We start from the raw sequence: 26081 nt of genomic DNA on the forward strand, positions 1-26081 counted from the left end.
GCATCAGGGGGTCGATTCGCTCAACGTCGTGGTCGCCGCGGGCATTCTCCTGGCATTTTACAGCCGCATTTTGCCGACCGTCGCCTCGTCCTAATCCGTCCATCGTAGGGCGACATTTATGTCGCCCATGCGGGCGTCGTCATCCGGCGGCATTCATGCCGCCCATATTCGATGTCATCGTCGTAGGGCGGCATTTATGTCGCCCCGAATTGATCACCATCGTAATGCGACATTTACGCCGCCGTATAGGGGCGAGGCAATGCCTCGCCCCTACGGTACATACCAAAACGGGTGTCATCGTCGTCGGGCGGCATTTACGCCGCCAGCAATAGGCACCATCAATATTCGGCATCCCTGCCGCCGGAATGCACAACCTTCTGCCAAACAAACCCCAACGCGCTATTCAGGTCGCGGCCGTGAGGCACCCGGCGGCAACCCATTTTCCCGCCGAAAAACCCGAACCTTTAAAAAAAAACATACCTGAAACGCACTGGTCAAAAATACTTAATAGCCGCTCCCCATGATTCTTTTGCACCCTGGAGAGAAAACTTGATTTTTTGTAACCAAAAGCTTAATATTTTGTAAAATCACGGAAAGCGGTTTCGCACAACGCCGCCGTATTCAATTGCCTCGTAAAGGGAAAGTGAAGAGGTGAGGGAGGTTATCATGTTGAGGAGGCTTTTTATTTTTTGTCTCGTCGGACTTGCAGCAGCAACAGCCAAAGAGCGGGTAATCATCCTGACGGATATTGCCAACGAGCCCGATGACAAGATGTCGATGGTCCGGCTCATGCTCTATGCCAACGAATTCGAATTGGAAGGTTTGATCGCGACGACCAGCTGCTGGCTAAGGACCGATCCCAAACCGTCCGAGATCCTGGACGTGGTAAACGCCTATGCGCTGGTCAGAGAAAACCTGCTGCTCCATGCTTCCGGCTACCCAACGGCGGAATATCTGAAAAGCCTGATCAAAAAAGGCAACTCCGGCTACGGCATGGCGGATGTCGGGGACGGCAAAAGCTCGGAAGGATCGCGGCATATCATCTCGGTTGTCGACCGCAACGACCCTCGTCCCGTGTGGATTTGCATATGGGGAGGCGCCAACACGTTGGCGCAGGCGTTGTGGGACGTTCAGCGCAGCCGAAGCGCCGAGGAAACGGACCGCTTCGTCTCGAAAATCCGCGTCTATGAGTTGGCCGGCCAGGATGACGCCGGCGCATGGATGACGCAGACCTTTCCGTATCTGTATTTCATTCGCAGCGTGGTGCAATGGCAGGGCATTTCCTATCGCGTGGATTCCAACGCCTGGCCGGAATCCCGCGGCGGCGACGAAAGCGTGTTCAGCCCGGAATGGGTCGATGAAAATATCCAACATCATCACGGACCGCTCGGCGCCCTCTATCCCGACGCCGCCTATCTTCATGAGGGGGACACCCCCACTTTTCTCTATCTTTTGCCCACCGGTCTAAGCGATCCTTACCAGCCCTCCTGGGGAGGTTGGGGCGGCCGCTTTACCGCCGAACCGCAAATCAATCCCCGCTCGAAAAATCCGTCCGGCGACGATGAAGCCAAGTACGAAGATTTTTGGATGTTCCACGAAGCTTCAGACAGCTGGAAATGGAAAAATATTGCCTACCATAATGTTTACTGCGCCGTTTTTCGCTGGCGGGTCGATTTTCAAAACGATTTTGCCGCCCGCATGGATTGGTGCGTAAAGCCGTTCGATCAGGCCAATCATAATCCGATCGTCGTGCTCGACGACGATTCGACCAAAAACGTGCTCATCCGCAGAGTGAAGCCTGGCGAACGGATCCTGCTCGATGCTTCCCGAACCTATGATCCGGACGGAGATTCGCTGCAGTTTCACTGGTGGATCTATCCCGAACCAGGCACTTATCCGACGAAAATCTATCCGGGTAGGGCAGACGGGCCGATACTGGACTTTTTCGTACCCGCCGACGCCGCCGGCAAAACCATTCATTGGGTATTGACGGTCCAGGACGCCGGCGACCCGCCGCTCTACGCCTACCGCCGCGTCGTGCTGCAGGTCGAACCCTATCAGGAACCCGTCGATCTGACGCCGCCGAAAATCATCGACGCCCCGAACGGTCCGTTCGTCGATTATCGACTTCAGGTTCCCATTCTGCTTACCAGCGACGAGCGCGCTTTTTTGCGGTTCGACTATGCCGATAAATCTTTTCGGGAAATGGCTTTCGAGTTTTCGGAAGGACAGGGAGGCATCCGCCATCGTGCTTGGATCCCTGCCGAACAGGGCCTGAACGTGACGATCTATGTTCGCGCCAAAGACCTCGCCGGCAACGAAACGCCGAACTCGCTCCTTATCAGCTTTTTCGTCGATACGCTGGAGCAGCCCATCACCTGGAAGGATCTCCGCTATCCGAACACCTGGCCGAAAGGCCCGGCGCCGATCGGTAGCGGATTCGAAGAAATTCAGACCCCGGTCGCCGATGTCCGCACCTTTTACGTGCGTTCAACCCTGCGCATCGAAAAGGTTCGGGAGATCAAACAAATGAAAATGCGCTTTCGCTTCAAAGACGGACTGGTGATCTATTTGAACGGACATGAGCTGCGCCGCCTGAACATGCCGGACGGTGCCGTCGATTACCATACCGAGGCCGTACGACCGAACAACGTCGGCAGCACCGTGACGCGCTACCTCTACGGTCAGGACCTTGCTTTGCTGAAAGAGGGGGACAATCAAATCGCCGTAGAGGTGCACAAGGCTGCCGGGGATCAAGGCCTGTGCTGGTTCGATGCCGAAGTTGCCGTCGACGGCAAAATCGTTCACCCCTTTGGGGGCGAGTGGTACTATTACGACCAGGGGCAGGAGCCTGCCGCATTGACCTTGCGGGACCTATTAGCCGATGTTTCACAAGCGGCCGTCCCCGACGTGCCGGAGATCGCGCCGAACTATCCAAATCCCTTCAACGGCTCGACCGTCATCCGCTTCACGCTCCCGACCGCCTCGCATGTGACCATCTCGATCTATGATATTTTGGGACGCAAGGTTTATCTCGCTGCAGATGCGGTCTTTGCGGCCGGTTCCCATCAGGTGGTTTGGGACGGTACGGATCAAAACGGTGCTTCGGCAGCCGGCGGCGTTTATCTATACAGAGTGCAGACGCGCTACGGCTCGGAAACGGGCAAAATGATGTTGATTCGTTGAGCCTGCCCCGCGGCACCGCTTCGGACATCCCCGACCGGCGGAGAACCTGGTTCCGCCGGTCGATTCGAACCCCCGCTGCGGCCGGTTTTTATGATGAAAGCCGGCGGGCTGAATACGCAGGCGCAAAAGCCGGCGCGGCTGCTTTTATGCGATCTTACCGGAAGAGCTCCCGTCGCTGCGTCGCGCAAACACGCCGCCATTCCAGGGAATGAAAAGAGGGAAAAAGAACAGGAATCGACTGCAAAGCGATCGATCTTGGCACCGCGGTATGCCTGCCGGCGGTGTTAAACCTTATCCGCAGATTACCCCATGCGGAGCGGCCTTCCTAACGCCCAACCCGCGTTTATGCGGACCTGCAAGCCTTTAGTTCCGCGTCTCCATCCATTCTTTTTCTGCTGAAGAGATTCTTCCCCCTCTCCCTGGGAGAGGGGGAAGGGGAGAGGTTACAATCCAGTATCTCCCCTGGTTCCTTTTCTAACCCCCTCACCCCATCAATCTTATGGTTGATGGGGTGATGATGTCGCAATCCAGTATCTCCCCTGGTTCCTTTTCTAACTCGGCGATTTTGGCTACTTTGCCGATTGGATGGATATGGATCTAAGTCGCAATCCAGTATCTCCCCTGGTTCCTTTTCTAACTAAGGAGAAAAAGATGAGGCGGGTGAAAAGAAAGGACTGTCGCAATCCAGTATCTCCCCTGGTTCCTTTTCTAACCCAAGACTGGCCTGTGATAAACGATATATTGCCGCCAGACTGTCGCAATCCAGTATCTCCCCTGGTTCCTTTTCTAACCGGAGTAATCTATAAAGGTTACTCCGACATTGAAAGTGCGAGTCGCAATCCAGTATCTCCCCTGGTTCCTTTTCTAACCTTGCCCGCTGTGCGGAGCAAGTAGAAAATGCCGGCGAAATGTCGCAATCCAGTATCTCCCCTGGTTCCTTTTCTAACCGCATCTTTGCAACTGCTTGGCCGCCAAAGTCTCCGCCAAGGTTCTGCGCACATCGCTTCGAAAACGACAATTTGTGACCAAACTTACAAGCCCTCCGACCGCGCCCGAAGGCGCAAAAAGAATCGTAAACCGTATATTAATCATCACTTGCTCATTGTGCGCACAACGCATCCCTTTCCCTCCTGCTGCTGCACAAACACATGCCAATTTAACAATTATTGACAAATAGACAAGCCCTTTCTACACCACCACCGCGCCGTCCTCCTCGATGCCGCGCTTCCGGCCGTAGCTTTCGATCTTTTCCCGACACTCGCCGCAAAGAATATACAACCGCAGAGAGTCGGTTTCCGGATCGATCCATTTCAGCGCCTCCTGCTTCATGCGTTTGTACTGCGCCGCATTAACTATACACTCAAACACCGAATACTGCACACGGCTTCCAAAGCCGCACATTTTTTTGGCCAATTTGTTTCGCTTTTTATCTTCGACAATGTCGTATGAAACCACGACGAACATCAGGGCCTCCAGCGAAAGGGTTCGTAGGGTTCGCGGTTTTTTATGGCCGACGCCATACGCCGCACCTGGCGTTTCAGCAGGTCGCGCAGCGAGAGCTCCGTCCGTTCTCCCGCCGCGCCCCGCAGCAGCTTTTCATAATGGCTGAAAAACAGGCTGCGGCCCTCGGCGGTCAGGTATACTCCGCCGTCGGCGCCGGTGGTAAAGTGCTGCGGCTGCAGGATGCGGCGGTTGATGAGCTTGAGCACGAACCGGTCGACGACCGGGGCGCGGAACTCTTTTTCCAGATCGAGCGCCAGGGAGGGGCGGCCGTACACGGCGCCGTGCAGAAAGCCGAGGTAGGGATCGAGTCCGTGCGCGGCGGCAAGGGCGAACAGTTCGTTAAATACCAGAGTGTAGCCGAGGCTGAGCAGGGCGTTTACCGGGTCTTTGGGCGGCCGGCGCGAGCGCTCCTGAAAGGTGAAATCGCCGCGCAGCAGGCGGCCGAAAGCGCGGAAATAAGCCGCGGCGGCGCCGCCTTCGACGCCCATCAGGCTGCCGATCGTCTGCGCGCGCTCGATGCGCCGACAAGCAGAGCCGACGGCCTCCAGGCTTTGGCCGATCTGTTCGTCGTCGATGCGGGCGGCGTAGCGCTGCAGCAGTTTTTCCGTATGCCTCAGCTTGGCGCGCACAATGGCCTTGGCCGTCTGCAGGCTGAATTCCTCGTCCAGCACCCGTTCATACTGGGCCAGGCGAAGAAAGACGTTTTTGGCTGAAAGCGCATGCAGGCGGCCGCGCAGCTTGCCGTTTGAGGTGAGAAACGCGACCTCGATGCCTTCTTCGAGCAGCGCTTCCATAGCCTGAGTGGTGATTTGTACGGGCCCGAACAGCAGGACTGCGTCGAGGCGGATGAGCGGCATCTGCGCCAGTTTTTCCTTGCCTTTGCACACCACCAGGGAGTGGGAGGAGAGCCGTACCACGGCTCCGGGTTCCGTCACATAAAGGGTGTTCATAAGCAGGCCTTTAGATTTCCAAGATCCATTTCAGCTCGCCGTTGATTTTAACGCGCTGCAGGCGGCCGTAGAGTGTGTCAAAGCGGTCGCAGCCGCACTGCGCGGCAAGTCGGTCGAGCTCTTTTTCCAATTCGGCGAGTTGCTGTTCGAGCCGCCGCTTTTTGCGGCTGCAGGCGAGAAAGAGGCCCACCAGGCGGTCGAGCGAAGCCGACGGCACGGATGCAGCCTCGACGGCCTGGGCCTGCGGCGGCTCGGCCTTCACCCGTTCGGCCGGCGCTTGTTCCGGCTTAACTCCGGCCTGAAGCTCTTTCTTCAACCGAACGACGGCTTCGGCGTCGGCGTATAGGAGCGGCGAGGGATAGCCGCCCGCTTTTTCCGGCAGGCGGCAATTGCAGCCGAGCCGCGGCGTGACCTCCTGATGCCGCAGGCGGATTTTCGGGCAGCTCAAAGGCAGGCGGTGGGGCCGGCGAAACCATTTTTCCGTAATGCGGGCGTCATAGTTGAGCGTGTGACCGATGATTTCGTGCAGCTTTTGCCGTCCTGCTTCGCCCAGGTGGCCGAGCACTCCCAGCAGGGTCAGGCGTTCGAGGTGGGTCAGATGCTGTTGTCTTTCGGCCTTTTCGGCGAGCCAGTGCAGCACGCGGCAGCCGTTCATGACCGCCTCTACGCGTTTCTGCTCTTCGGGCGGCAGGGGAGAGGCGACGGGCAGCTTGGGTTCGGCGAGCCGCCGGAGGGCTGCGCGGATTTGTTCCGCAGAGACGGTTCGGATGTTTAGGAGCTCGGCCATAGGGTCGGGGACCGGCAGGCCGTCGGCGCCCACCCAGACGCAGCGCCGGCGCGTCAAAAGATGAAGGCCCAGCGGCAGCTTGATCAACGGGCCGCAGGCGTCGGCGGACACGCGGCTTTGCGCCGGAAAGTATTCGATGTGCACTTCCGGAGCCGCGCGGTTGCAGGCAAGGATTTTTTTGGCCAGTTTAACGACCTGTTCGGCCGGCGTCGGCTCCTTGATAAAGATCCACAGGTGGTAGCCTTTATAGCCCGAATCTTCGGCATAGGCGGGCAGGCCGAGCGTCTGCAGCAGCTGCTGCAGTTTGCGGGTTTCGCTCCAGGCGCGCCGGCGCCAGAGGTCGCGCTCCTCCGGGCGTTCGAGAAATTCCTGCGCCGATTTGACGAGATCGATGTCGAACACCAGATGGCGCACGGTTTGGTCCATGCGCACGAGATACATGGCCAGCGTGGTTTGGCCGGCAAAATGGCGGGCAATGTCTTCCGCCTCGATGGGTCGCTTGACGGGCATGTATCCCGACCGACCGTCGGCGCTGAGCCACTGCACGGCATGGATTCCTTCGCGGCCTTGGAACATTTCGCGAAAGCGCTGAACGTGCTCCTGGGTAAAGACGGGCGGCGCCTCTTCCTTATGCGGCGGCTCGAGCAGGGATTTGAGTTCCGGTTTGAGTTCCACCGCTCTGACGAACAGTTTGTCGGCGGCGCCGAAGAGCGAAAAATCCTGCAGCGCGGCGCCGAGAGCAAAGTGATAGTCGCCCTTTTCGGGAGCATTCTGGACGGCCTTTTGCAGCCAGCGCAGGGCGGCGTCGCGGCGGCCCTCGCGCAGGTAGAACAGGCCGAGGGCAAAGGCGGCTTCGCCGGAGGAAGGGTCGAGCCGATAAGCGGTGGTCAGGGCGTCGCGGGCGACGGCGTCCAAACCGACGCGTTCGCACAGGGTTGCAAAACGTACCAGGGTTTCGGTGTCGGAGCAGGGCAGGTCGACGGCGGTCTGCAGCAGGCTGCGCGCCTTCGCCTCGCCTTCGGCCTGCAGCGCCAAAGCTGCTTTTACGAGGGTCTTTTTCAGCTCGTCACCTTCTTCCGGAATGCGGTCGATCTGCGCCGCCAGCTGGGTAAAATTCGTCTGCCGATCCAGGCGATAATAGTTCAGCCAGCCCCGCACCAGAGCGTCCAGCTTTTCCTCCCACTGGTGCCGATTGAGCGCTAAAAATTTGCCGAGCAGCGAGCTGACCGATTGTTCCAGGCGGTTGTAGGAAGCCTTGTCGGGTCGGCGGCCGTTCAGGTCGAAATGAAAGCCGAGAAAGGAAAAGCCGTCCTTGAGGTGGACGATCTCTGTTTTGTCCGGGTGATAAGCCAATTCCAACGCCTGCAGTTCGACTTCGATTTTTTGAAACGCTTCGCGGACGAGCTCTTCGGTGTAATCGAGCACGAGCAGGTTATCGGAATAGCGGATATACTGCCAGGAAGCGCGGCAGAGGGCGTCGTCGAGCGGGTGGAGATAGATGTTGGAAAAGAGGGGACTGCAGCAGGTTCCCTGGGCGATGCCGCGGCCGTCGGGCTTTTCGTAATTCTGCAGAATTACATGGATGAGTTTGAGCAGTCGGTCGTCGTCGATCGTGCGGCCCATCTCCTGCAGCAGGATCTGCCGATTGATCATGTCGAAAAAGTCTTCGATGTCGAGGTTGAGCACCCAGTGTCGGCCCTTTTTCAGGTGACGTTCCACCCGCTCGACGGCCTTGAGGGCCGAGCGGCCCGGCCGATAGGCATAGCTGCAGTTGTGAAAGATCTTTTCATAAATCGGCTGCAGCACGAGCACGACGGCCTGCTGGACGATGCGGTCGCGCACTGCCGGAATGTGCAGAACGCGCTCGCCGCCGTCTTCTTTGCGCACGGTGAACGTTTTCAGCGGCAGCGGCTGATAGGCGCCGCTGTGCAGCTCGGCGGCCAGCTCTTCGAGCTGTTCGGAGGCGTTTTCTTCGAATTCATCGACCGAAACGTTGTCGCTTCCCGGCGCGCCGCCGCTCAGCAGCACTTTTTCCCAGGCGGCGGAGAGAGTGTCGAGCTCGGTAAGTTGATTGAACAAGAACATAAGACCACCCCAGGTCTAATTTCTGTTTTGCTGCACGACCGCCCGTCGTAGGGCGACATTTATGTCGCCGATCTTGGGCGTCGTCGTAGGGCGGCATTTATGCCGCCGATCTCGGATGTCATCATCGTAGGGCGACATTTATGTCGCCCCCGTGTCGCCCCCCTGTCGCCCCCCTGTCGCCCCCCGTCGCCCGCCTCGTTCCGCAACCCATTTTTTTAATTCCACACCCGCCCTCAAAATATCGACGAGCTTTCGGCTTTTCTTTTGATCTTCTCCAGCACTTTCGTCAGGGCTTGGGGATTCTGAAGCGTTTCTCCGTCGACGATATTAATACCAAAGAGCTTTTCTGCCCGCTGATAGTGTTTGTCCTTGACTTGATTTCTCTCCTTTCCAGGCCTCGACAGCGTAAAAATGTACGCAAAAACCTGCAGACCGAATTCGCGACGCAGGGCTTCCAGTTTATAAATGGCATCCTCCATAATGTCTTTATCCTGACTGCTGCCGATGCCGGTCTTGCATTCGATCACATAAAGAGCGTTTTCATAGACAAAGGCAATGTCCAATTCGTTATTGACCTCCTGCTTGCGAATCTGTATGGAGCAGCCTATAAAAGGATCTTTCAAATCAAAGTATGCGCGGTATAGGTCATAAACATATTCTTCGAACCAGCCGCCGATGAGATAACGGACTTCTTCCTTGGCAAGTTTTTTCCATTCGGCATCTTTAGGCTGAAACGGTGAACGCTGCAATAGCTCGACAAGTTCGGGCAGTTCGCTCATCGACTTTTCGGCAACTTCACGGTTTTTGCGCAGGTCGTTTAAAAGACCGCGTTCATTATCGGACATATCCACAAAAAAATCGAAAAACCGGCGCGTTTCCTCTGCCGAGCGTACGAGTTGATGAATATTTTTGGGGTTAGTGATTTCTATTCCATACGCGGTCAAATATTCCGTCAGGTTGACGCGATAAGCGAGCGGATACAGCTTTTGCCGCACGCGCGGAAAAATCTTCCAATACAAGTTTTTGCCGATGGGGATGTAATAGATCTCACTTTCTCGTTCGCGGAAGAAATTATAGACGGCCAGCGACATGATTTTGGTGCCGCCGGTGACGTTGACGATAAAGCGGTCGTCGTCGGCAAACTCGACGCTTTGCAGGCATCTTTCAATGTCCTCCAGGTCGTCTTTTTTGACGACCAGCGGTTCGAGAAAACAGTCGTCAGAGAGGCCCAACGCCGATATCAGCGCCTGCCTTTTGCCCTGCTGTTCCATTTGTTCCGTCGTAATAAAAAGATGTCGGTCGACGTTCTGCATCTGTTTGATAAGGAGAAAATTGGGGATGGTCTGTTCGCTGATCAAGGAGATCATGATGGTTGCCATTGCGATCCTCCTCTTGAGGGTTAAAAAGAATTTATAGTCAATTCATATCGTCCAAAGCCCCGCGAGGTGTCGCTGCCGATGTGCGTATATTCGCCGGCCCGCAGTAGGGGCAGAAACGGGGACAGATCGCCGGTCAAGGTCACTTCGCCGATAACCGCTTTGATGACCTGTCGGCGCTGCTGACGGGAAGAGTAAGGATAGAAGACCAGACGCTGAAACCGATGGTCTTCCGACTGTATGCCGGCGACGAAAGATTGAATGATCGCCGAATAATCGATCGACCAGGCCTGCGCGTGCTGCGCCGCCAACAGAGACAAGCGGCGGAGCAGGGTGCGGATCAGAATTTCGGCGGTCAAATCAAATTCCGGTCGGTTATGATGGATGATTTGCACCGGCGTTATAAATTTTAGCCGTGCTGAAGTTAATTGTGCCTCGCCGTCAAAATCCTGCAGCTGCAGTACGACGGGTTGGTCGATTAAACAGCGGGTTGAAGGATCATAGAGTCGCTTTTCAGCAAAGCGGTCGCGGATATCCGCAAGATGAATCTTTGCCCGAGTGCGGCCGAGCCCCAACTCGCAGACTTTGAGAACGGCGTACACATAGAACGGTAGAAAAGAGACGCCGCGGCCGATGAGGGTTACAAATAGAGAAAAAGATTGTCCTCTTCGAACGGTTTGCGCTTGGCTCAAAGAAAGGCTCCAAACCATCGGATGCGGGAGTTTTTCGGCTTCGAAGCGGAGAGACTTTTCGGCTGCTTTCGGGGTTTCGAAGAGATAGCCGTAGGGGCAGTTGCTGTTAAAGGGGCACGGTCGACAATCCATCCGGCTGTTTTTGAGGATGCAGAGCGACCGCAGCGCCAATCCCAAAACGCTGCGGAAGGTAAAGCCTGGAAAGTCACGGAATTCGAGCTCATCGACGGCGGTCAGACGGAATTCGAGCGCTGCGAGCGGCAACGGCATATGCTGCAGAGGCAACTTCATGAATTTCCTCGCACTTTTCTATTTTTACACCGGCTTTGTCCGAACTGCTTTTGATTAAAGAAACTGCATCAGCAGCGTGCGCCATCCCAGAACGGCATCGGCTTGCACCTCCTCGCCGATGGTCGGCCGAAACCCTTGCCGGTAAATAGGAGTCACCAAAAGCACCTCTGAAAAGGCCGCTCCGTAAAGAGCGGGCAGCATTTCTTCGTTCAAGACCAGAGCCGGCCGCGGCTCTTTGGGCGTCAAATCAATGCCCAAAATCGCATTAACCACCTTGAGGGTGTTTTCGTGTCCCCAGGAAGATTCATAACCGCGTTCGAGAATGAGCTGTTTCGCCCGTTCGATCTCGATGGGCTCGATGAGCACGCGTCGGTAGATGAGTGAAAATGGAAAAGCGTTGGCGATTAACAAAGGAGGTTTCATGATGTATATTCTTCTTTCAATGTGTCAATTTTAACATCCGCTATGCAGGCGCCTGGTAAAGTACGACGGCCGAGTCAATCGCTCTATATTGGTCGAGTTGAAGCATTTATAAAGCCTGCTGCGCGGATGTCGAGGTCATTGATGGATTCGACTGTATTGAGTGCTGATAAAGGATTCGTAAAGCCTTTGATCCGGTTTCGAATACAAGGGTTTTTATTGTACCTTCAGCCAATGATGTCCGTCGCGATTCTAACGGCCGTTGGCAGCCGCTTTCAGGCGTTGGAAGCGGTTTGCCGCGGTACTATTTGCACCCAGCCCAGCAGAGAGGTCGGCCTGCCGTCGGCGCCTATGACGACGCGCCGCGTTTTGGGGAACTCGCCGATCCGGATTTTGCCGTAGCGATTCGGCCAGGCCTTTTTTAGGCCTTGTTGAATGGAGTTTTTATAAAGCTCCTCATTTTTTTGCGCCAAGAGCAGATTGATCGTCGTACTCAAAAAGCCCTGACCCATGCCGAGGCGCAGAAACGGCGTCTGCGGGGTGTTTTCCTTTTTCAGGTTTTCGATAAGCGCAGTTATCTCTTCCTTATCTTTGAAAAATTCACTTTCTTCTTCCAAAACGTCTTTGGCGCGCTCATGGCAGACCGTCAAAAAATGATCCAAGCTCCAATCATCGAACCGCTGCAAACCCAATTCCCCGCGATATTTTTCCTTGATGTCAAAGAACGTGACATAAAGGGTTATTTCGGCGTTCGGAGCGATGCATTCCAGCCAGACGCGCGTATTGGGGTTTTCGAGATCGGATTGCGTCATCTCGAGGCGCATATATTGCGGTTTGGCGTAGGTGTCTTGAAACTGAAAGAAACGCAACACATCGAATTTGGCGTCGCTATTTTTTCCCCGAAAGGCCGAGTTTTCCAGCTTTTCAGAAATCTTTTCGAATTTTTTCTCAATTTTACGATTGTTAAAGTCGGTACTGTTTTCCATCAATTTTTGCAACTCTTGCAGGGATGCTTGGTACTCGTTAAACAATTTAGTCTCATTTTTTAACAAGTAATGCAGATATGCCGTGCGGAAGGCGCCTTTGATTTCGGAACCGGGGATGCAGGGCGAATGGCCTATCCTTTTAATGCAGGCGTGAAAGCCCAACCGTTCCGGGGGGTGGGTAAAGGAGAGCTGGTATTGACGAGTTTTGGCAATAAACTGCTCGTCGGCACTCAGCAGGTTCTGATTCTCGAAAAATTGGTTGAGGCTGAACTCGGTATCCCTTTTCTTGGCGTGCATCAACGATTCCAGATACTCCAGCAGCGCATCTTTTTGAGTTTTATTCAGCCTTTCCATTAGCTTTGAGAAATTCAAAACATGGAGCTTTTTATTCTCTCTGTCGATATAATAGGCAACCGGCTTGACCTGTTCGCCGCTGCCGACAAACACCGGCGTCAAAGTGCGCAGCCTAAAAGATTTTTTCTCCGGTTTGACAGTCATGCTCTTCCTCCTATTGCAGCTTTGACGGCGATCGCCGTTCCGGCGTGGTAGACGGAGCGATCTTCTTGTACATCGACCTGAATCAGGCGGCCGTAGAAAGGCTTTTGGGACTGCGGTAGGGGGAATACCGAACCTTCGGCAAACAGACGGACGCCCCGCTCGCGGTAAGGATGCTGCGAAGCGGAAAAGCGGTTTTCCACTTTGCCGCGGTGACCGACCAAATGATAGAAAATCGGCTTGGCCGACCAATCGATTTCATCGTGCGCCGGCAGATAACGGGACAGCATGACGACGGCATCGGCGCGCTCAACCGCAGGCAATTCAAACGGCTCCGGCTCGCTGAAAGCAAATTGTCCTTTGCCGACGCTGCGGTCGCCGCCCAAACCGGTGTCCTCGAGCCAGCGCAGCACCGGCCGCCAAAACGCCGCGTCCTCGGCATAGAACAGAAACCATAAGCCGGTGTGCTCTGCAAAAGATACCCCTGTGCGCATGAACAGTTGCCCTTCTGCGGTGGCCAGGCCGACTCGGTCGACGGCGTTGCCCTGCGCCATAACCTCTCGAATCTCCGGCGCCTTGAATGTCGCGGCTTCGTTTTTGCCCATCAAGATATTGCCGCAGAGCTGAAGATCCTTTTCCGTTTCTTCCGCATACAGAAGAGAGGCAAAAATTGACGGCCGCGTCAGTCGACCGGTAATGATCTCGGTAAAGAGCGAATGGGAGACGAACGCGAGTCGGTTCAGTTTTTTGTTCAACTCGACGATTTGGATGAGGGCCTGCTTTGGAGTCAGCTTCGGTTTTTTCTTTTGCAGCTCGGCGGTAAATTTTTGTATGTCGGGCGTCTGCAGCGGCGGCAGAATCGGCATGGGGAAAAACCTCAGCGTCTCTCGGCCGGCGAACGAGCAGGGAAAAGCCGAGCTGACCGCTACCGGCGGCGAGTCCGGCAGGCGTTTAAGCAGCTGCTCGAAATCGGGCGGCTTATGTATCCATCGTGCGCCCCATATCATCGCGCCGAAAAGGGTATCGGAGCGGATCGGCGAAGCAAAGGCGCAGCGCGGTCTAAGCGTAACGGCATACAGTCCCATACTTAGGCTCCCTGCGCTTGTTTTTCGTGGTTAAAAAGCTTTTCGAAATTTGCTACGAAATCTTTGACGTCTTTGACTTCATTGAGCGAAACAGGTTTGCCGTTTTTGCCGTTACGATAATAATCCTCAACCGGCCGCCATTCGATGTAAAGATCTTCAAAATACACCCTGCCGCTGCCGCGGCTGCCGGCGCCGCCCAAATAGCTGTCCTCCAGCAGCGCCAGGCCGCTGAACAGCCGCTTGAGCAGAATTATATCGCTATCCTGATAAATATCTACCATCATTTCGACCTTAAAGGCGGCGCCGGCCGGCACGCGCTCCAACGGCCGCGGATTGGCGGCGGAGGTGACGCGGTCGAGCGCATTTTCGGTCTTGATTTCCGTATAGATGTTTTCGCCCAAATATTTTTCCAGATCGCTTTTGGTCAGATATTTTCTTTTTCCACCTGACGGGTTTTCTTCATCGATGAGGTAAGCGTCGTAAACGGTCAACCGCGAAGGACCGGCAACTTGGCGGATATTGGTGTCGGAGGACGAAACGCCGAACAAGCGGCACACTTCGCAATTACCGCAGTCGCAGGGCTGAAATTTGCCGGGGGTTTTAACATTGAATTTCGGCCCATCTTCATGACTCCACTCCAAAAGATGGCGCAGTTTGCCTTTAAGGGAAGAGCCGGGGATGTAGGGTTCTTCGGTGATCGGGTGTTTGATGACCGGATTGTCGACGCCGCCGATCTCGATGCCCTCGGAGGACCCGCCGATGTGCAGGCCGGTGAACACCACCATCCGCGCGCGGATATAGTATTTGCCTTTAAGTTTGAGATCCATAACAAGTCCTTTCATCTTCTTTGGTTACGATATTTGTGGAAAGCCAAAACAGCCGTCAAAAAGTCCATGAAGCGCAGAAAATCCGCATTGGTTTGCAAAAGTTGCGCGTCGAAACACGTTTTGAAAAGTTTATAAAACTTTTCGGGAATGAGCTCTCTGCCCACGGCATAGGCCAATTCCGGCAGCAACAGAGCGACTGTTTCCCGATTAAAAAGATGGTTGGGGTCTTCTTTCTCGACTTTTCTCTGAACGGCCTTTAAACTGTGAAAGACTTTGCGCAGTTGAGTGGGCTTGAGCTTGTCTTTGAATTTCTCTGCAATGCAGTCCGCCCAGCCGTTTTCTTCGGCAAACTGGGAGACGGATACGTCTTTGAATGTTTTCTTTTCAGCTTTTAAATTGTTGATATCCTTTATGATGCTGTCTATTATTTGTTCATCTTTTTGCTTCCCTTCTGCCTGCCCTCTTTGATTAGGAAAGCTTTTTCCACCATATGTAACTGCACCTGGTCCATTCATTTTCTTTTCTCCCTGTTTTTTAAACCGGCATACGACGCGGGCACAATCATGGCCTTCATGGCCTGACGCACGGATTCGATCAGATTCAGTCGCTCATCCTCAAGCACCTCCTTTCGAATTCTTCGCGATAATGCATAATAGGCTTTGGGGATCCACATCGGGTTTTCACGGCCGTTGCGGAAATGCTGCAGATGCAGCCGATGCAAAAGATAGACGATCGAGCGCGGCACGGAGCGGCTCCGCACGGCTTCCGCCAGGCGAATGCCGAAATCGATCAGATCGGCAAACTCGTCCCATTCCAGCACCTTGCCGAAAATAGATACATGATTGCGGGTCCGGCCTTTGACCTCCGTTTCTTTGGCCTGATGTAGGGCGCGGTCGGCAAGCTCGGCAAAGCGCTGAATCGGATAGTTCGGCTTGACCAGAACGATTCCGGCGGACAAGTGCAGATTGGGATTGCCGCCCGCAAAGCGCTGGAACTCGTTGCGGATGCGCAAAGCCAAATGCAGCGTCTGCTCCCACGGCCCGATGACCAGCAGGTCGTCGCCGCCGGAGTAAACCAGGTAAAACAGGCTTTCGAGCAGGCCGCGCCGCGGATCGTTCTCCTCAAGGCTGCTTTCCCATGTTCGGGTTTGCTCCCGACAGATTTCGTTGAGCCAACCGGCGAAAAAGAAATCGAACTGACTGCTCAGCGCCGCCAAGCGGGAAATGGTCGGTCGGTCGAAACCGGCGCTGAACAAGAGTCCCAAGCGATCCACGTCCATCTTTAACACGCCGAGGTAATCGGCACCTTCGCCTAGGGAGGCTATTTCCTCAAATTCCAGCATCTCATCGCGATGAAAGACCAGTTCCTGCTCGGATTGACGAACCGATTTCTGCACGATCGGCGCCGCGCCGCCTAGGAACTGAAATCCGTAAGAGATATTTGTCAGCGGAATTTCAAATTTGCCCGGCTTATTCAAAGACAAAACAAAAAGTTCTCCCTCGGCGTCACGAACAAAAGCAGCGTATTGCTTTTCGTCAAGCAGATAAGCGGTCGATCTCTCTTCAGGCAGGTCAAAGTCAATTGCATTAAATCCGGCTAACGGCTGTGAACCATATGTAAAGATCAAATAACCATCGTTGACCCGCGGAATCCAACCGCCGATTTCTTTGTGAGTTTCGCAATCTCGACAGGGCTTTCTCTGATTTCCCTGCAGGACAGCCGGATGAATGCCGCAAATCGGGCAGAGCTCCTGCATGGCGTCGATTGTGAAAACCTGGGGTTTTTTCGCTAAAAGCGGCAGGTATTTTTGCAGCTTTTTTTCCGACAATCTGTCGTCGATTTTGCGATAGACCGTTGCAAACCGTTCCGACTGCACAAAGTCGGCGACGGCTATCTCCACCCAGGCCGTCACCAAACCGATCTCGCCGCTGTAGGTGTTCAGCAAATATTCCTGCAGCATCTCTTCATATTCGACAAGCCGTTGCCGGACGTCCTCCGTGTTCGGCAACAGCAAATCGAAATTGCCGCCGCCGCAATAAAGAATATTGGTGATCGGCAGGTCGAATCGGCGACGAAACCATTCCGCCAACGTCTGATTGAGCAATGACAAATAGAAAGAGCGGCCTCGGAGACGTTTGGCCGTGCCTTTCGTCTCATCGCCCCTGGTGATGCGATAAATCCATGCCTGGATGCCGGAAAGATCGCCGCGCAGGAGCAGACAAGGTTTGCTTTCCGGAGGTGTGTAGCTGCGCAGATTATTGAGGATATCTGCGAAAAGGTTTGCAGACCAGTCAAGATCGACCAGGCAGGCGGCAATAGCCGCCGTCATTCGGCTGTGATCAAAGAGGGACACATCCGGTATGGTGCGCAGTTCATCCTTTTCCCACGGCGTAGCGCCGGGCATAAAGGAGGTATACACTTTTAATAGATAAAATAGCGTGGTCAGGTCGGCAGATTGGTAGGTGCGGCCGGTCGTGATCTTTTGCAAAGACTGCATGAATTCATTCCACAAATCGACATAGCTGCCTTCGGCCAGCTGAGGCTGATCTATGGGAAAAACCGTGTCCGCAAGCTCGAGTTTTTGCAGTTGATGATATTTTTCTTCTACCTGATCGTTTTCCAAACGTACTCGCGAAACGGCAGCCGTCAAAGCCGACAAGTGGGGCGATAGTTGATCACGTTCTTCCTTTTCCCGTTCTCCGGCAGCCAGCCAATCGGCCAACTGGACGATGAGGGCAGCCGGGTCATTTCCCGTTTGATGGTGATGCAGCGTCAATCGAATCAATTCATCCGCCCGTTCGCCCCAGTATGGCCGGGAAGAACGGAAAAAGGCCTCGGTGAGTTGTTCGTGTTTCATTTTCATTTCGCTGAGGTAACGCTGCGAAAGCTTGCCGATATCGTGCAGCAGTGCCGCCAGGATGATGGTTTCCTTATCAGTCATGGCTTCCTCATGGGTTTCATCTTTTGCCGGTTTGTAACGGAATAATTGGAAAACAAACCTGCCGACAGTTTTGAGCGGATGGACGCTGAGCAGGCTGCGGCAGGCATTGTGAAGGCAGGATTCAAAAAATTGCTAAAACGTGTAGCACGGCGATGCAGCAATCCGCCGGATTTCTGCCGACGAGACTGAACGATTTCGACGGTTCGAATTAAGGCGATTCCCTCCCCAAAGCTAAATTAAATTAGCGAATTTTATTTCATTGTCAACTAAAAAATCTCGCCGCAGAGAAAAAAGGGGGGATGGAGTCGGGCGCTCGCAGCGCTTTTAGAGGAATAAAACCGTGTCCTGCAGGTTGCGGTAAATCTGATGGGGAGCTGAGGCACTCATCGGTACTTGTACAGGCGGAAACGTTGGGCGCTCATTTTGCCCGGCTCTAAACGAATGTGTCGGCCCTGGTGCGTCTGGTCGCCGTTGAGCCGACGAATCGGCTGGGGGGCGCCGCCGACAAAGCGGACCTCCTGCGCCCACAATATGCCGGCGCGCTCGTCTTCGGGGCCGGCCGATTCGAAGGTAATCGTGAGCCCGGCGCCCGCGACAAGGAACTCGTTCCGAGACAAGACCCACAGCAGGCCGCCGCTGCGTTCCCAGGATTCTCGGTCGTACTGAACGTTGACGACAAAATCGCCGGCAATCAGCCGCTGCGGTTGGCGTTGTTCCGGCCCTTTGGAAAGCAGTCCGAAGGACAGAGCGCCCGGGTAACCTTCGAGAAGGAACGGCGCCATGCCGGCGAGCAGACCGTAGGCGTCGGCCAGCGCGGCTCGCGTTTCCGCATCGATCGACTCGATGGCGAAGGGGCTGAATCCCATAGCCTTATGCTGCCCGAAGGCGTAAAGGGCCTGGACGCCGTTGTTCGGACCTGGTTGGATTTCGGGAATGAACAGCGGGTTGTCGGGACGGCGGTATTGGGCCGTCCAATCGGTAAAGTCGCCGAAATAGATGTCCGGAGCCGCAAAATCGATGTGCGGCGCCGCCGCCTTCCAGATCTCCAGGTTGTGCGGCAGCGGTCCGCCGCTTGCATATTGGCCGGGCTGATAGCCGGGACGAATGAGCGCGGCGTTGACAAACATCGGCAGAGGGTATTCGGCCTTGCCGCGCTCGGCGACCTGATCGATGTAGCGCGCCAAGTGCCAAGCCATGAAAAAATCGTCGGTGAGCGGGGAAGGGCCGAATACCTCCGACCAACTGCCGCTCGTGCGGAAGCCGCCGGAGGACCAGGCCTGCCGCAGCGTCGGGTGCAGACGCTCTTTTTCCTGCATCAGGCGGGTTATCAGTTCACTCGGTACCGGCGCTTGAAAAAGGCTTTCGGCGACGACGCTGCGGTCGCGCGAGTCGGGGATGATGCCGACTTCATTCTCCACCTGTACCAGGATGACGGTATGCGCGACGCCGTCGACTTGGCGGAGGTGCCGCATGAGCGCTGCAAAGGCGCGCGCATCGGCCTCCAGATTTGCGCGGCTGAACGGTGAAAGGATTTCCATCCCGCGGCCGGATTTGTCCTGGGCGCGCGGAAAGCGCTGCGTATCGATTTTGACCCAGGAAGGGACGTAGCATGACATGCAGTTTTTCCACGAGCCGAACCAGAGGAGAACCAGCCGAATGTTGGCCTTGCGCGCATCCGCGATCAAGCCGTCGACGAGGCCAAAGTCGAATTGCCCCTCGGTCGGTTCGATCATCTCCCAGTAAACCGGGGTCAGCAGCGTGTTGAGGTTGAGCGCAGCCAGATTCGGCCAATGAGGATGCAGATAGTCCGGAAACGCGGACGAGTTGCCGATTTCGCCGGCGAGCATGAGAAAGGGTTTGCCGTCGACGATCAGCCTGCTTGTGTTTCCGTCATTTTGCAGGTAGGGCAGCGGCGATTTGCAAAAGCCGGACAGTATCGGCAGAATCACTTGCCATAGGATTAATAAAATTTTCGTTTTACTGATCATTCAGTTAAACCGGGGAGATGCCTGCAACGATTTTATTTGATGAACTTTGAGTAACAGTCAGCAAGCCGCTTTTCCCACCCTGGAGGGGGAATTGGCGGTCAAACGCCGCCGTTCAAAATGCCCTGCATCGGTTGAAACCGATGCAGGGCATCGTTTACGGTTATTTCAGGAGCGTCAGTTTGCGGCTCAACACCTCGGATCCCGCCTTAAGCTGATAGAGATAGATGCCGCTGCTCAAATCGGATGCATCGATCATGATGCGGTGTTCGCCGGCGGCACGCAGGTCGTGCAGAAGGTTTTTGACCAGGCGGCCGTCGACGGAATAGAGATCCAACCTCACCCATTCTTCCCGCGGCAAACTAAAGCGGATTTGGGTGGAGGCGTTGAAAGGATTGGGATAGTTTTGCGCAAGCTCCACAGTCGAAGGGAGAAGAACCGGTTTTTGTTTTACGGCCGCCATTTTTCCGGCCAAAACCGCATTGCCGAACAAAGTCGAATTGCGCCAAGAGTCGTTGTCCGGAGACCACCAACGGGCCATGGTTTCCCGGAATCTCTGCGAATCGCCGTCGTTGTCGTTGACCTGGATCTCAAAGCCGAACTCGTGGCCTTCCGCCGGATCGATATCGTGCAGGTCGCTGAACGGGATAGCGATTTCGAACGCCCAACCGTATTCGGTATCGGCAAAAGCGTGTTTGCTGTTGGGATAGTTACTGGCGACCGTATTGTCGTGCAGGATCCACCGCGTTTGTTTGTCGTTCTTGTCGTAGGTGCCGGACTTTTCATTGAGTCCGTCGAAATAGAGCTCGATGCCGTCTTTTTCCCAAGCCTGTCCGGTGGTGGTTTCCTGTACATCATCGACGACGTCGATGTAGAGGTAAAAGTTTTCGTCATCCCAAGCCGCTTTAAAGTTCATCCAGAGGTCGTTCCAGTCGATCGGCTCCTGGTATTGATCCTCGGGAATCGTCACATAGGTGTTTTGCGAAACGGTGGGAATCGTATGCCAAATGTCGTCCAGTTTGCCGTCGATCACCGGCGGCTGGTCGATCCGGCGGACGTCAAGTACGTCGGAAACGGTCCGTGCCGGATCCAAGACGGCGGAACCGTGATTGATGGTTTGCGTCCAGGGATTCAGTCCGGGATATTTCCAGCGGTAATAGACCACCTCGCCCTCGCCGGGGCCGTCGTTATCGCCGGTCTGCGTTTCGAATCCGAAGACGCGACCGACTTCGATGTTGAGATCCGGGTAGGGAATCGCGACTTCCAGATTGTAGCCGTGCTCAGTCAGGGCAATGGCCCACTCGATGACCGAGGTATCGAACCCCCAGTTGGCGCCGCTGCTGCCGTAGCCGACGTCGATGACATTGTCCGCTTCGGCTTCGTCAAAGGTCCAGCGAAGCTGAATGTCGTCAACCCCGTCGTAGACGCCGGTGCCGCGGCTTTCGTCGCCGTCGAAATAAAGCTCGACATTGTCGGCCTGCCAAGTCGCCTGGCCGGGATCTCGGTACAAAATATCATCCTGAACGCATACCCAGATGTAGAGCATGTTGTCTTTCCATACCATTCGGTGCATGACATAAAAATCCCACCAGTCGAAAATCGGCTCGCGAACTCCTAAATAGCAGGCTGTATCCGGCGCAGCAAACACGTTCGAATAGACTTCAGGATCCATCAGTCCGTCGATGACCGGCGCTTTGGCGGCCTTTGGCACATGTAAAACACCATTCGCGTCGAACCAGCTCGGCGCCGCGTGGAGAGATCCCGCAAATGCAGCGGCAATTATTAATGCTGCAATGATTCCACCCTTCATCATTTCTCCTCCATCTCTCTACAGGTTTAATGGTACATGTTGCTTGACATGCCGATGCATCTTATTCTACAAGCATACCCCACCACCTCCCTTCCTGATAGAGCCGCTTTGCTCAAGTGTTCAAGAATTTTAAAAAATATTCATCTTAATGTCAAATGATATTTAACAGTCACAAAATCCGTAAAAAAATCGAAAGGAAAGCGGCCAAGGCGGATGCACATAAAGCCGGAATAGGTCAACCCCCTTGGTCAAAATTTGCGGAAAAAATATTAACCGGCAGGAGCAGGGGAGGATGAGGAAAGAAAACTTGCGGCAGACAAAAGCGGAATGGCATCGTGACGTCGCCCTCCGGCCGCTCCTGAACGCTTTATTCTAAACAAGCTCGGAGGGACGGAGATGGGCGTTAATAAAAAACGATCTGGTCTTTTTTATCGCTCCTGCCATTACTGCCTATTGCTTTTGTCTGCCGCAATCAAAACGAGATGCGGTGTTCAGCCGCGCGATCTGATTTAGCGAATCAGCACCAGTTTGGTTGTCAGCGACTGCTCGCCGGTTTCCAGGCGGCAAAAATAGGTGCCCGAGCATGTCGGAACGCCGTCTTGATCTTTGCCGTCCCAAACCATACGGAACTTGCCGGGACTGTTCGCTTTTGCGCTGAAGGTGCGAATGCGCCTGCCCTGAAGGTCAAACACGGAAAGCTCCACTTCGCCCGCTTTGGGTAAATCGTATTCGAGTATTGTGGATTGGTTGAACGGATTGGGAAATGCCTTCAGGCTGTACCGGCGCGGCAGAACGGGCTCGTTACGGTCCGAAACGCCGACGGTCGTATCGCCCTTGGCCTTGAAAAGGAACGACTGCAGCTGAAACAGCTTGCCGGCGCTGCTGCCGGTGAATTTGAGATAGAGATCATGGCGTCCTTGAGCGGCTTCGACCGGAGCCGTAAAGGTCTGAAAGGTTTTCCAGTCGCCGGTTGAGCTGATCCGGCACTCGCCGATCTTGCGGCCCGTTTCGAGCGAGTCGAGCCAGACCTCGACCGTGCCGCCGTCGCCGACGCAGGAGGCGACGATTTTGAGCGAATCGGGCTGCTTGGGATAGTCGGCGCCGCCGAATTCGACGCCGGCGTACATCGCCCAATCGCCGTTATGGATGTTGTCCAAAAGATAGGACCCCTGGCGGGTGTAAAGCCGCGAGTTGCCCCACTGATTGGCATAACATTCCGCCCAGATCGGCGAGTAGGCATCGCGGTAGATGTAGAGATCGAAATCCGCCTGCCGGCCGATGACATAGAGTCCCTGCTTGTTGCCGGTAAAGGCGTTGTACTCCGGCTGCTGCACGTCCATGGTGGAGACTTTGATCGGCGCGCCGATCTGCGTCCAATAAAAGCCGTCGGCGCTGTAAAATCCGGTAAGGTTGTGGTTGTAGCGATAGATCTTGAGCCAAACGGGACTGCCGACGGTGTTTTCGACTTCATAGCGCGTCTTGTCGAACGTAAAGACGATGATCGGTTTTCGGGCGGCGTCGACCGTGCAAAAGAGCCGGGCGTTGAGATTCTGCAGTCCGGTCATGATGCGGATGCCCGCCTCTTCGTTCGGCGCCTGCGGGGCAAAATCAACGCGGGTGATTAGGGCATAGTTGTGTTCGGCGTCGTTCTTGACGACGGTGTTGTGCTGATTTTTCGGTAAAAGGCGCAGCCAGCCGGGACGGTCGGTTAAGGAATAGTTCATCTGCGGGCAGTAGCCCAGGCGCCGCCACTCGGGATTCAGTTTTTCCGAATCAAAGAAATCGGATTTCGGCACCATCCAGGGAATGCCGCTCGACGGCAGGTCGGGGGCCTTCATCGGCTCGTTGATCGGAAAATCGGCGATCGGTTTGTCGTCTACATAGCGGACTTGGCTGAGCAGTCCTTGACGGCCGAGGCCGCGCCATTCCTCGGTGCCGAAGGAATGGTACATCACCCACCAGGTGCCGTCGTCCAGCTCGACGGCCGGCGAGCAGTGGTTGGGCAGATTGTAAAGCGAACCGCCCTTTTTGGGGTCATTCTCGTTGAAAAAGTTGCCGAGAAACTCCCAGGCACCCGGATCATCGGTCAAGGTGCGGCTGCGCATGACCCTTTGTGTGGCGTAAATATGGATGGCAAAAGAGTAATAGTACCAGCCGTTGCGCTTCCACATCACCGGTCCTTCGGCCCAGCTGTAGGGGTAGGTCGGCGCGGGGTTGATCCAGCAGAGATTGAGGATCACGCCGGTCGGCTGCGCGTCGTCGCCGAGCTGGACGATCCAGTTGTTGGACTGGCCGTTCTTGACCAACAGGTACCAGCTGTTGTCGTCGTCGATAAAAATCGAGTTGTCCATGCCGAGGCCGGGCACCTGCGGCGGACATTCGATTTCTTTCGGCTGACTCCACGGCCCTTCCGGTCTGTCGGCGGTGACAAAGTACATGCGCGCAGCGCGGCCGAAGAAATGCCAATATTTGCCGTTGCGAAAGACGAGGTGACCGCCCCAGATGCCGTCGGCAGGATTGGTGCCCCAAAGCGGCCAGGAGTTGTCCACCGGATGCGAGATCGCCTCCCAATGCACCAAATCGGTCGAGTGATAGATGATCGGCGTGGTCGAAAAGGAGGAGCCGGTGGTGTAAAAGTCATTGCCGACGCGGGTTAAGGTGCAGTCCGGGTGATCGCCGGGAATGATCGGGTTCATAAAAGTAAGAAAGGAGGGCGAACGCCCCAAAAGAGCGCTGCCGGTAATCGTGAGCAGGAGTAGCAATTGAAAAATGGATCGCTTCATCATACTTTCTTTCCTCGATGCTGGTTAATCTTTGGGATGTTGCCAACTTAACTTTTCGGTGTCGATAAATTAAGAAAAACCGCATCAAAATCAAGGAAAGAAAGGGTCTTGGTCAGGGGTGTGAAAACAGCTCGTCCGAATAACAAAAGGCGACATTACGCGGGCTTGCTATGGGGGCAGAACATCCCCCGCTTTAACCCGTTGCGCTGCTCAATCTATTTTTTCCTCAACATCCAGATCGGAGATGAGGCAAACCAGAGCAGCATTCCAAAGAGCATGAGGCGGTAATGTTCCTCCAAGGGAATCCTATTGGTAAAGACCAGGACGGCGGGGATGAGGGTCAGCAACAGTCCGATCAGGGAAATGATTTTGGCAATCCACATCACTGTCTGCCTCCTTTCCGAATGACTTTTTGTTCGAGCGCACTTGCAGCGACAAAGATCAGGACGGCCATGAACCACCCGGGCAGCGCTTTGAAATAGATTTCCAGCGGCGTCAAGAAGGCAAAAATTAAAGTGACCAGCCAGGCGGCGGCAGCCGGCCAACTGAAAAGCAGGCGCCTTTTCTCTGCAAAGTTGCTTTCCAGTCCCAACCGCGGCAGCAGCCAAAAGTCGGCGAAAATGACGGCGCCCATGGGCATGAGCATAAGGCCGTAAAAGGCGACAAAGTCGAGCAGCTTCATCATAATCGCCGGAAAGAGGGCGGCGATGGTTGTGATCATGCCCACGGCCAAGGTCATTTTCCAGCGGCTCCAGTTGGGGGTAACGGTCTGCAGGGCCAAACCGGCGCGGTAGATGGTCGGATTGGCGGTGGTCCAACTGGCGATCACCACGCAGACGGCGCCGGCCGCTCCGGCGCCCAGGTAGGCAATCGGTCCGGGAGCCACATTGCCCATGGCCGCGGCGCACAGAATTCCGGAGGCAATCCAGGCGATATAGTGACCGAGGTACATGCCGAAGGCGCTGAAAAAGCCGTACTGCCACTTGGGCGCATAGCGCAGAATCGACATATCGGCCATACCGATATGCATGGCCAAATTGGCGAACCAGGCGAAAAAGATGACGTGCCAAATCGTGAACTGCGACTGCCCTTCCACCGCTTGGCCGGTCCATATTTTTTCATTGGCGACGCGCCAAAAGTCGCCCAAAGAGTGCACGCCAAGCATGGGCAGGACGGCGATCGCCGCCGAAACAAAGACCAAAAACATCCACGGCGCGGCGATTTGACCGACATTGGAAATCTTTTCGAATCCCAAAATGGCCAGCAGAGTGACCACGGCGCCCACACCCAGCACGACAAGCACCCATTGCAGACTATTGGGGTACATGTCGTTCAAGGTCGGCATGGTCATGTGGAAAGGAATGCCGACCGCCGTTGCGGCCACGGAAATCATCGATCCGGCCAGGAAGCAGAACATGACGGCGTTGACAATGTTGTAGAAAAAAGTGACTCCCGGCCCGGCGATCTTGCGCGCCTGCCAATACATATTGAGCCGCGTCTTGACGGCAATGGGGGCGCAGACGAAAGCCCAGCTGAGTACCGCAAGCAGGTTTCCGATCAGCAGCCCCACGAACAGATCGAACGCCGTGACGCCGTGGGCGACAAACAACGGGCCGATGACGAATTCGGTGCCGGCGACATGCTCACCGGCATACAAGCCCATGAAATTGGCCGCCTTTTTCAGTTGGTGCGGCGCAACCGGTTCGCGATCGAATTCATACAATGCATCCAACCGCTCGGCCAAGGATCTCTTTTCCGTCGCCATACGCACTCTCCTGTTGAGTTCTCTCTCGATTGCAAAGCCATCGATCTGCGCTGCCGCGCCGAAACGGCCGCGATGTTCGGCTTTGGGTCGAAACGGCCGCGGCGGAAGCAGCGC

At 55.2% G+C, this 26081-nt stretch carries 18 protein-coding genes and 1 CRISPR repeat array; of the genes, 2 read left to right on the top strand and 16 right to left on the bottom strand.

The window, feature by feature from the left end; genetic code table 11:
• The first annotated feature begins 666 nt into the window (after positions 1–666).
• Together ONB24_07680 and ONB24_07685 are read left to right on the top strand one after the other, a co-directional pair.
• Positions 667–3186 carry a DUF1593 domain-containing protein gene (locus ONB24_07680; GenBank protein ID MDZ7315986.1) on the top strand — a complete coding sequence of 840 codons (2520 nt, stop codon included), beginning with the start codon at positions 667–669 and terminating at the stop codon, positions 3184–3186.
• A 90-nt stretch (positions 3187–3276) separates the two neighbouring features.
• A complete protein-coding gene (locus ONB24_07685; protein MDZ7315987.1) occupies positions 3277–3474 on the top strand; it encodes a hypothetical protein in 198 nt (65 codons plus the stop codon).
• A gap of 154 nt (positions 3475–3628) precedes the next feature.
• A CRISPR array of direct repeats spans positions 3629–4133; the repeat unit is 37 nt; unit sequence GTCGCAATCCAGTATCTCCCCTGGTTCCTTTTCTAAC.
• Between the two features lie 241 nt (positions 4134–4374).
• On the opposite strand, the gene cas2 is transcribed toward ONB24_07685, so the two are convergent.
• From cas2 to ONB24_07765, 16 genes are all read right to left on the bottom strand, one after another.
• Positions 4375–4650, bottom strand: a complete 276-nt coding sequence (gene cas2 / locus ONB24_07690; protein MDZ7315988.1) for a CRISPR-associated endonuclease Cas2 — start codon at positions 4648–4650, stop codon at positions 4375–4377.
• Positions 4650–5639 (bottom strand): CRISPR-associated endonuclease Cas1, encoded by a 990-nt coding sequence (gene cas1 / locus ONB24_07695; GenBank protein MDZ7315989.1) that lies wholly within the window; start codon positions 5637–5639, stop codon positions 4650–4652. Before cas1 ends, cas2 begins: the two co-directional genes overlap by 1 nt.
• 10 nt (positions 5640–5649) lie before the next feature.
• The gene (locus tag ONB24_07700) at positions 5650–8511 is read right to left on the bottom strand and encodes a CRISPR-associated primase-polymerase type A1 (GenBank protein ID MDZ7315990.1); all 2862 of its coding nucleotides are present in this window, start codon (positions 8509–8511) and stop codon (positions 5650–5652) included.
• Between the two features lie 233 nt (positions 8512–8744).
• Positions 8745–9890, bottom strand: a complete 1146-nt coding sequence (locus ONB24_07705; GenBank protein MDZ7315991.1) for a DUF1887 family CARF protein — start codon at positions 9888–9890, stop codon at positions 8745–8747.
• A 20-nt stretch (positions 9891–9910) separates the two neighbouring features.
• Positions 9911–10870, bottom strand: a complete 960-nt coding sequence (gene cas6, locus ONB24_07710; protein ID MDZ7315992.1) for a CRISPR system precrRNA processing endoribonuclease RAMP protein Cas6 — start codon at positions 10868–10870, stop codon at positions 9911–9913.
• Between the two features lie 54 nt (positions 10871–10924).
• Positions 10925–11293, bottom strand: coding sequence for a hypothetical protein (locus ONB24_07715; protein MDZ7315993.1), 369 nt, complete (start codon positions 11291–11293; stop codon positions 10925–10927).
• 272 nt (positions 11294–11565) lie between these two features.
• Complete coding sequence (csm5, locus tag ONB24_07720; GenBank protein MDZ7315994.1) at positions 11566–12774, bottom strand: type III-A CRISPR-associated RAMP protein Csm5; 1209 nt, start codon at positions 12772–12774, stop codon at positions 11566–11568.
• The gene (gene csm4, locus ONB24_07725) at positions 12771–13856 is read right to left on the bottom strand and encodes a type III-A CRISPR-associated RAMP protein Csm4 (GenBank protein MDZ7315995.1); all 1086 of its coding nucleotides are present in this window, start codon (positions 13854–13856) and stop codon (positions 12771–12773) included. The genes csm5 and csm4 overlap by 4 nt, the downstream gene beginning before the upstream one ends.
• 2 nt (positions 13857–13858) lie before the next feature.
• Positions 13859–14683 carry a type III-A CRISPR-associated RAMP protein Csm3 gene (gene csm3 / locus ONB24_07730; GenBank protein MDZ7315996.1) on the bottom strand — a complete coding sequence of 275 codons (825 nt, stop codon included), beginning with the start codon at positions 14681–14683 and terminating at the stop codon, positions 13859–13861.
• 11 nt (positions 14684–14694) lie between these two features.
• Positions 14695–15198, bottom strand: a complete 504-nt coding sequence (csm2, locus tag ONB24_07735; protein ID MDZ7315997.1) for a type III-A CRISPR-associated protein Csm2 — start codon at positions 15196–15198, stop codon at positions 14695–14697.
• Positions 15195–17624: a type III-A CRISPR-associated protein Cas10/Csm1 gene (cas10, locus tag ONB24_07740; protein MDZ7315998.1), complete on the bottom strand. Its 2430-nt coding sequence runs from the start codon at positions 17622–17624 to the stop codon at positions 15195–15197. Before cas10 ends, csm2 begins: the two co-directional genes overlap by 4 nt.
• A 383-nt stretch (positions 17625–18007) precedes the next feature.
• Positions 18008–19612: a DUF5597 domain-containing protein gene (locus ONB24_07745; GenBank protein MDZ7315999.1), complete on the bottom strand. Its 1605-nt coding sequence runs from the start codon at positions 19610–19612 to the stop codon at positions 18008–18010.
• Between the two features lie 160 nt (positions 19613–19772).
• Positions 19773–21422, bottom strand: coding sequence for a T9SS type A sorting domain-containing protein (locus ONB24_07750; GenBank protein MDZ7316000.1), 1650 nt, complete (start codon positions 21420–21422; stop codon positions 19773–19775).
• Positions 21423–21928: 506 nt separating this feature from the next.
• Complete coding sequence (locus ONB24_07755; GenBank protein ID MDZ7316001.1) at positions 21929–24205, bottom strand: family 43 glycosylhydrolase; 2277 nt, start codon at positions 24203–24205, stop codon at positions 21929–21931.
• 212 nt (positions 24206–24417) lie between these two features.
• Positions 24418–24585, bottom strand: coding sequence for a hypothetical protein (locus ONB24_07760; protein ID MDZ7316002.1), 168 nt, complete (start codon positions 24583–24585; stop codon positions 24418–24420).
• Positions 24585–25967 (bottom strand): hypothetical protein, encoded by a 1383-nt coding sequence (locus tag ONB24_07765; protein ID MDZ7316003.1) that lies wholly within the window; start codon positions 25965–25967, stop codon positions 24585–24587. Before ONB24_07765 ends, ONB24_07760 begins: the two co-directional genes overlap by 1 nt.
• Positions 25968–26081: the final 114 nt, after the last annotated feature.

This window comes from candidate division KSB1 bacterium, from assembly GCA_034505495.1.
Taxonomy (GTDB): Bacteria; Zhuqueibacterota; Zhuqueibacteria; order Residuimicrobiales; family Krinioviventaceae; genus Fontimicrobium_A.